At 73.5% G+C, this 8,766-nt stretch carries 2 protein-coding genes; both read left to right on the forward strand.

Annotated elements, in window-relative coordinates:
* Positions 1-3,063: type I polyketide synthase (locus tag ACZ4U1_RS40040; RefSeq protein ID WP_467909111.1), on the forward strand; the 3,063-nt coding region annotated here is incomplete at its 5' end.
* Positions 3,064-3,229: 166 nt separating this feature from the next.
* A partial coding sequence (locus tag ACZ4U1_RS40045) for a type I polyketide synthase (RefSeq protein ID WP_467909112.1) occupies positions 3,230-8,766 on the forward strand: 5,537 nt, incomplete at its 3' end.

Consider the following 8,766-nt stretch of genomic DNA (forward strand, 5'->3'; position numbering starts at 1 on the left):
GAGAAGGCGCTGGTGTCGGCGCTGGCCCGGGTCTGGGCTCACGGGGTCGGGGTGGACTGGAAGGCGGTGTTCACCGGGACCGGTGCCCAGCGTGTCGACCTGCCCACGTACGCCTTCCAACGCCACCGCTACTGGCTCGACACCAGCACCGGCACGCCGGAAGCCGCGCTGACCGCGCTCGGGGCGGAGTCGGCGGAGCATCCGCTGCTCGGAGCCTCGGTCGAACTTCCTGACGGCGGTGTCGTACTGACGGGCCGGCTGTCGCTGCGGACGCATCCGTGGCTGGCCGACCACGCGGTGGCCGGAGCCGTACTGCTGCCCGGGACCGCGTTCGTGGACATGGCCGTGCGGGCCGGGGACCAGGTGGGCTGTGCCGTCGTGGAGGAGCTGACGCTGCAGGCTCCGCTCATCGTCGCGGAGACGGGCGGGACCCGGCTGCGGGTGACCGTCGGGGCGCCCGACCAGGCCGGACGGCGTACGCTCACCCTTCACTCCCGGCGCGACGACCTGCCCTACGGCGACGAGTGGACCAGGCACGCCGAGGGCGTGCTGGCGGTCGCCGAGAGCCCCGTGCCGACGGTGCGCGATCTGACGGTCTGGCCGCCGGAGGGCGCGGTGGCCCTGGACACGGGCGCTCTGTACGAGGAGTTCGCTGCCGACGGCTACGACTACGGCCCGGTGTTCCGGGGCGTACGCGCGGCCTGGCGGCGCGGTGACGAGGTGTTCGTGGAGGCGGCGCTCCCGGACGACCAGCGGGATGCCGCCGCCGGGCACACACTGCATCCGGCACTGCTGGACGCGGCACTGCACGGACTGCGCATGGGGGACTTCCACGGCGAGCGGCCCGCTCTCGTGCTTCCCTTCGCGTGGCGCGGGATCTCCGTGCGCGCGGCCGGGGCCTCGGTCGTGCGGGCGGCGTTGACGCCCGCCGGGGGCGACGGGGCCTCGGTGGTCGTCGCCGACGGCGCCGGCCGGCCCGTGGCCGTGATCGACTCGCTCGTGCTGCGGCCTGTCGCGCCCGAACAGCTCGCCGCGGCGGCGGAACGTCACGACGACGAGCTGTTCCGCGTCGAATGGGAACCGCTGCGCCGGCCGGCCGGGGCCGTGAGCCCCGGGGTGTGGGCCGTGGTCGGCCCCGACGAGGGCAAGCTCAGCGTCCACCTCCGCGATGTCCCGGGCGCGCCCGCCGACGTGTCCGTCCACGCGGACCTGACGGCGCTGTCCGCCGCGATCGACGCCGGTGAGACGGCCGTACCGGACGTGGTGCTGGTGGCGTACGCCTCCGGTGAGGACGACGGTGACATGGACCTCGCGGGCGCCGCGGACGACGTACGCGCGACGGTCGAGGGCGCGGTCGCGACCGCGCGGGCCTGGCTGGACGACGAGCGGTTCGCGGCGTCCCGGCTGGTCCTCCTCACGGACCGCGCCGTGGTGACCGGTGCCGACGAGCGGCCCGATCTGGCGAAGGCACCGCTGTGGGGGCTGATCCGCTCCGCGCAGTCCGAGCACCCCGGCCGGTTCGTCCTGGCCGACCTCGACCAGGACGAGACCTCGCGTCCGGCCCTGGTGGCCGCGCTGGCCTCGGGCGAGCCCCAGTTCGCCGTACGCGCCGGGGAACCGCTGGTCCCCCGGCTGCGACCGGCGGCCTCCCGGCCGCACGTCGCGGGCCCGCCGTTCGACCCGTCGGGCACGGTGCTGGTCACCGGAGCCACGGGCGGCCTCGGCAGCCTGCTCGCCCGGCACCTCGTCACCGAGCACGGCGTACGGCACCTCCTGCTCACCAGCAGGAGCGGCCCGGACGCCGAGGGAGCCGCCGAACTGCGCGCGGAACTCGCCGCCCTGGGAGCCCAGGTCACCCTGGTGGCCTGCGACACCGCCGACCGGGCGGCGCTGCAACGGCTGCTGGACGGCGTACCGGACGAGCATCCGCTGACCGCGGTGGTACACGCGGCCGGTGTGCTGGACGACGCCACCCTGACCGCCGTCACGCCCGGCCAGATCGACCGGGTGCTGCGCCCGAAGGTCGACGCCGCCGTCCATCTCCACGAGCTGACGCGCGAGTCGAACCTGTCGGCGTTCATCCTGTTCTCGGGTGCCGCCGGCACGCTCGGCACGGCGGGTCAGGGCGTCTATGCGGCGGCCAACGTCTTCCTGGACGCCCTCGCCCACCACCGTCACGCGCTCGGGCTGCCCGCCCGCTCGCTGGCCTGGGGCCTGTGGGCCGAGCGCAGCGGCATGACCGAGCGGCTGGGCGAGGGCGCCCGGCAGCGGCTGGCCCGCCTGGGCATCGCGGCCCTGGACTCCGACCGCGCACTGGCGCTGTTCGACGCCGCCGGCCGGGCGGACGACGCCGTGCTGCTGCCGATGCGGCTGGACCAGGCCGCGCTGCGCGCCCGGGCCGCGGACGGACAGGACGGCGACGGCGACGGCGTGGCGACACTGCTGCGCGGACTGGTGCGCGTACCCGTGGCGCGGCGGTCCGCCGCGAGCGACACCGGCACCGCGGCGGCGACCGGGGGAGCGGGAGCCGAGGGCACGGGCCCGGCACTGCGGGAACGGCTCGCGGGCCTCACCGAGGACGAGCGGCACCGAGCCCTCCTCGACCTCGTGCGCAGCCATGTGGCGACGGCACTGGGGCACGCCGGCCCGGCGGGCGTGGAGGCGGCACGGCCCTTCAAGGACGTGGGCTTCGACTCGCTGACCGCGATCGAACTGCGGAACCTGCTGGGCCAGGAGACGGGACTGCGGCTGCCGGCCACCCTGATCTTCGACCACCCGACCCCCGGCGCCCTGGCGGCGCACCTGGCGGCCGAACTGGCCCCGGCAGGTGCCGCGTCCGCGGTCGAGGACGGTCTGCGCGGGCTCGACGCCCTGGAGTCGGCGCTCACCGGACTCGCCCAGGACGACCCGGAGCGCGGCCTCATCCAGACCCGGCTGCGCAAGCTGCTCGCCCAGTGCGAGGGGGACGGAGCAGGCAGCGGGGACGCCGGACTCACTGTGGCCGACAAGCTCGACGAGGCCAGCGACGACGACCTCTTCCAGTTCATCGACGAGGAACTCTGATCCCTACCGCCATTCCTGACCGCACATTCCTGACCGCACGTCCTGACCGGTCACCATGACCGATCACCCTGATCGATCACGCTGACCGACCGACCACTTCATTTCACTGCACATCACTCAACGGAACGCTGTTCGGCGTGGAACGCGGAACACGGAGGGGGAAAGCGTGGGTACGGCAAACGAAGAGAAGCTTCGCGCCTACCTCAAGCGTGTCACCGGGGACCTGCACCAGGCCCGGCAGCGTTTGCGGGAACTGGAGGACGCCGACGCGGAGCCGATCGCGATCACCGCGATGAGCTGCCGCTACCCGGGCGGAGTCGCCGGCCCCGAGGACCTCTGGAACCTCGTGGCGACCGGCACCGACGCGGTGTCCGCGTTCCCCACGAACCGCGGCTGGGACCTCGACGCCCTCTACGACGCCGACCCGGAGAGCAAGGGCAGGACCTACGCTCGCGAAGGCGGATTCCTCCACGACCTCGACCGGTTCGACGCGGAATTCTTCGGAATATCGCCGCGTGAGGCGCTCGCGATGGACCCGCAGCAGCGGCTGCTGTTGGAGACGTCGTGGGAGGTGTTCGAGCGGGCGGGTATCGACCCGAATGCGGTGCGCGGCAGCCGTACCGGCGTATTCGCGGGTGTCATGTACGACGACTACGGCGCGGCACGCATTTACGGCGGCACCGCGGCCGAGTTCGAGGGCTACCTCATCAACGGCAGCGCCGGCAGCATCGCCTCGGGCCGCGTGGCCTACACCCTGGGCCTGGAAGGCCCGGCGGTGACGGTGGACACGGCCTGCTCGTCCTCGCTGGTCGCCCTGCACCTGGCGGTGCAGGCACTGCGGTCGGGCGAGTGCACCCTCGCCCTGGCCGGTGGCGTCACCGCCATCGCCACCCCGAGCCTCTTCGTGGAGTTCAGCCGGCAGCGGGGCCTGTCCCCGGACGGCCGCTGCAAGTCGTTCTCCGACGACGCGGACGGCACGGGGTGGGCCGAGGGTGTCGGCATGCTGCTGCTGGAGCGGCTGTCGGACGCCCGCCGCAACGGCCACCCGGTGCTGGCGGTCGTACGCGGCTCGGCCGTCAACCAGGACGGCGCCAGCAACGGTCTCACGGCGCCCAACGGCCCCTCCCAGCAGCGCGTCATCCGCGCCGCCCTCGCGAACGCGCGACTCTCGGCCTCGGACGTCGACGCCGTCGAGGCGCACGGTACGGGCACCACGCTCGGCGACCCGATCGAGGCGCAGGCGCTGATCGCGACCTACGGGAAGGACCGGGAACAGCCCCTGCACCTCGGGTCGTTGAAGTCGAACATCGGGCACGCGCAGGCGGCCGCCGGTGTCGGTGGCGTCATCAAGATGGTGGAGGCGATGCGGCACGGTCTGCTGCCGCGGACGCTGCATGTGGGTGAGCCGTCGTCGAAGGTGGACTGGTCGGCGGGTTCCGTCGAGCTGCTGACGCAGGCGCGGGAGTGGCCGGAGACGGGGGATCGTCCGCGTCGCGCGGGTGTCTCCTCTTTTGGTGTGAGTGGCACGAACGCGCACGTGATTCTTGAGCAGGCGCCCGAGGCGGAGCGGGCGGCTGTGGTGGAGCCGGTGGCGGTGCCCTGGGTGCTGTCCGCGCGGAGTGCGGAGGCGCTGCGGGAGCAGGCGGCCCGGCTGGGGTCCAGGGTCGAGGGCGATGCGGGACTGTCGCCGGTGAACGTGGGCTTCACGCTGGCGACGGGGCGTGCGGCGTTGGAGCACCGGGCTGTTGTGGTCGGCCGTGGCCGGGAGGAACTCCTCGCCGGGCTTGGTGACGTGAACGCCGGGTCTGGTGCCGGTGGCCGGGTGGTGTTCGTCTTCCCGGGTCAGGGCGCTCAGTGGGCCGGGATGGGTGTGGAGCTGCTGGATGCCGCTCCGGTGTTCGCCGAGCGGTTCGCCGAGTGTGCTCAGGCGTTGGCGGAGTTCGTGGACTGGGACGCGGAGGCTGTTCTCCGTGGTGCTCCGGGTGCTCCGTCGCTGGAGCGGGTGGATGTGGTGCAGCCGCTGTCGTGGGCGGTGATGGTGTCCCTGGCCGCGCTGTGGCGTTCGTACGGTGTGGAGCCGGCCGCTGTGGTCGGTCACTCGCAGGGTGAGATCGCTGCGGCCTGTGTCGCGGGTGGGTTGACGCTCCAGGACGGCGCCCGTGTGGTCGCTCTGCGCTCGCAGGCGATCGCGGCGGGGCTGGCCGGTGACGGTGGCATGGTCTCCCTGGCTGTGGACGCCGGGCAGGCCGCTGAGCGGATCGCCGCCTGGGACGGTCGTATCGAGATCGCCGCCCTGAACGGCCCGGCTTCGGTCGTGGTGGCGGGTGAACCTGCCGCCCTGGAGGAGCTGATCGCCGGCTGTGAGGCCGACGGCGTGCGGGCTCGTCGTATCCCGGTCGATTACGCCTCTCATACGTCTCACGTGGAGCGGATCGAGGAGGAGCTGGGCCGGGTCCTGGCCGAGGTGCGTCCGCAGGGCGCTGGGGTGCCGTTCTTCTCCACGGTGGAGGCCGACTGGCTGGACACGCAGGTTCTGGATGCCGGGTACTGGTACCGCAACCTGCGTCGCACGGTCCGTTTCGAGGACGCCGTACGCGCTCTCGCCGACCAGGATCACGCGGTGTTCGTGGAGGTGTCGGCGCACCCGGTGCTCGCGATGGGCATCCAGGACACGGTGGAGGACGCGGCCGTCACGGGCACCCTGCGCCGCGACGACGGCGGCCTGGACCGCTTCCTGACCTCCCTGGGTGAGTTGTGGGTCAACGGCGTCGATGTCGACTGGGCGCAGGCGTTCGCCGGTACCGGCGCGCACCACGTCGACCTGCCGACGTACGCCTTCCAGCGCCGCCGCTACTGGCTCGACGTCAGCCCGACGGCCGGCGCCGGTACGGCTGCCGCCGGCCTGTCGGCTGCCGGGCATCCGATGCTCGGGGCGGTCATGGACCTTCCCGACACGGACGGTGTGGTCCTGACGGGCCGGCTGTCGCTGCGGACGCATCCGTGGCTGGCGGATCACGCGGTCGACGGTGTGGTGCTGCTGCCGGGGACCGCCTTCGTGGAGCTGGCCGTGCGCGCCGGTGACGAGGTCGGCTGCGAGGCCGTCGAGGAGCTGACCCTTCAGGCCCCGCTGACGCTGCCCGAACAGGGCGGGGTGCGGCTGCGGATCACGGTCGGGGAGCCTGGCGCCGATGGTCGGCGGACGGTCGGCGTGTACTCCTGTGCCGACTCCTCGGCGGATGCTACGGCCGAGTCGTCCGGAGACGCCTGGACGTGCCACGCCACCGGCGTGCTGGCCCGGGAGGCCGTCGAGGCGGGTGCCGACCTGGTGGCCTGGCCGCCGCCGGGTGCCGTGCGCGTCGAGACCGACGCCCTGTACGACGATCTGGCCGGCGCCGGGTACGGCTATGGGCCGGTGTTCCAGGGACTGCGTGCCGCCTGGCGGCGCGGTGACGAGGTGTTCGCCGAGGTCGAGGCGACGGAGGAACAGCGGGACGAGGCGGCTCGCTTCGGTCTGCACCCCGCGCTGCTGGACGCGGCCCTGCATGCTGCGCGGCTGGGCGGGTTCTTCCCCGACGCGCAGGCGCGGTTGCCGTTCGAGTGGCGTGACGTCTCGCTGCACGCTTCCGGAGCGTCGGTGCTGCGGGTACGTCTGGCGCCGGTCGGTGCGGACGCGCTGTCGGTGACCGTCGCCGACGGCACCGGACAGCCCGTCGCGACCGTCGGCTCGCTGCTGACCCGGCCCGTCGACCGCGAACAGCTCGCCGCGGCCCAGGGTGCCCTGCACGACGCGCTGTTCGAGCTTCAGTGGACCGCCGCCACACCGGTGCCGGAGGCCGCGGGGGCGATCACGTGGGCCTTCGTCGGCGAGTCGCCGACCGGGGGGCCGGCGTACCCGGACTTCGACGCTCTCGCCGCCGGGGAGGCCGTACCGGACCTGGTCGTCCGCCGTTTCGCCAACTCGGCGGACACCGCGGGGACGACCGCCGACACCGTGCACACGGCTCTCCGTGATGCCCTGGAGCTGGTGCAGGGGTGGCTGGCGGACGAGCGGTTCGCGTCGTCGCGGCTGGTGCTGGTCACCTCGGGTGCTGTGGCGGCCGGTGCCGAGGAGGGGGTGACCGATCTCGGGGCGGCCTCGGTGTGGGGTCTGCTGCGGTCGGCCCAGACGGAGAACCCGGGCCGGTTCCTGCTGGTGGACGTCGACGGTGCCGAGTCCTCGTGGAGCGTGCTGCCGACGGCGCTGGAGTGGGCGGTGGAACGGGACGAGCCGCAGCTGGCGGTCCGCTCCGGTGACGTGCGCGTGCCGCGGCTGGGCCGGATGCGCGCGGGAGCCGTGGGCGCGGCCGGCGGGTTCGGTGCGGGCACGGTGTTGGTGACGGGCGCGACCGGCACGCTGGGTGGTCTGGTGGCGCGGCATCTGGTGACGGCTCATGGGGTACGGCGGCTGCTGCTGCTCAGCCGGAGCGGCCCGGAGGCGGCAGGCGCCAGCGAACTCGTCGCCGAACTGCATCAGTTGGGTGCCGAGGCGTCCGTGGTGGCGTGTGATGTCGCCGACCGTGCCGCGCTGGCGGAGGTGCTTGCGGCCGTTCCGGACGCTCATCCGGTGACGGGTGTGGTGCACACGGCCGGTGTGCTGGACGACGGTACGGTGGCGTCCCTGAGCCCGGAGCGGCTGGCGGCGGTGCTGCGGCCGAAGGCCGACGGTGCCTGGAATCTGCACGAGCTGACCCGCGAACTCGACCTGTCGGCGTTCGTGCTGTTCTCGTCGGCGTCCGGTGTGCTGGGCAGCGCGGGACAGGGCAACTACGCGGCCGCGAACGCGTTCGTGGACGCGCTGGCCGCTGCCCGCCGCACCGAGGGGCTGCCCGCGGTCTCGCTGGCGTGGGGCTTCTGGGAGCAGCGCAGCGGCATGACCGGTGAGCTGAGCGACGCGGACCTCGCGCGCATCGCGCGGTCCGGGCTCAAGGCGCTGACCTCCGGTGAGGGTTTGGCGCTGTGGGACGCGGCCCTGGCCGCGGGGCCGGCGGTGGTGTTGCCGGTGCGGTTCGATCTGGCCGTGCTGCGCGGGCTGGGTACAGGTATGCCCGCGGTGCTGCGCGCGGTGGCCGGTGGCCGGGTGCGCCGGGCGCGTGCGAGCGAGAACTCGGGTGCCGCTTCGGGCCTGGTGGCCCGGCTGGCGGGGCTGTCGCCGGACGCGCGGATGCGGGAGCTGTCCGAGCTGGTGCGCGGGCAGGTGGCCGCGGTGTTGGGTCATGGTTCGGCGGCGTCGGTGGAGGAGGGCCGGGCGTTCAAGGAGCTGGGCTTCGACTCGCTGACGGCGGTTGACCTGCGGAACCGGCTGAACGCGGCGACCGGACTGCGGCTGCCCGCCACCCTCGTCTTCGACCACCCCACGCCGACCGCTCTGGCGAACCACCTGCTGGGTGAACTCACCGGAACCACGAGCGGATCCGCCGTCGAACCCGTCGGCGGACCGCTCCCGGCGCGAGCCCCGCTGGACGAGGACCCCATCGTCGTCGTCAGCATGAGCTGCCGCCTTCCCGGCGGTGTGACCACCCCCGAGGACCTGTGGAACCTCGTCGTCGCGGGCACGGACACGATCTCGCCCTTCCCGGTGGACCGTGGCTGGGACCTGGAGGGTCTGTACGACCCGGATCCGGAGCGGACGGGTACGTCGTACGTCCGTGAGGGCGGGTTCCTGCA

The organism is Streptomyces sp. NPDC028928, assembly GCF_055564915.1.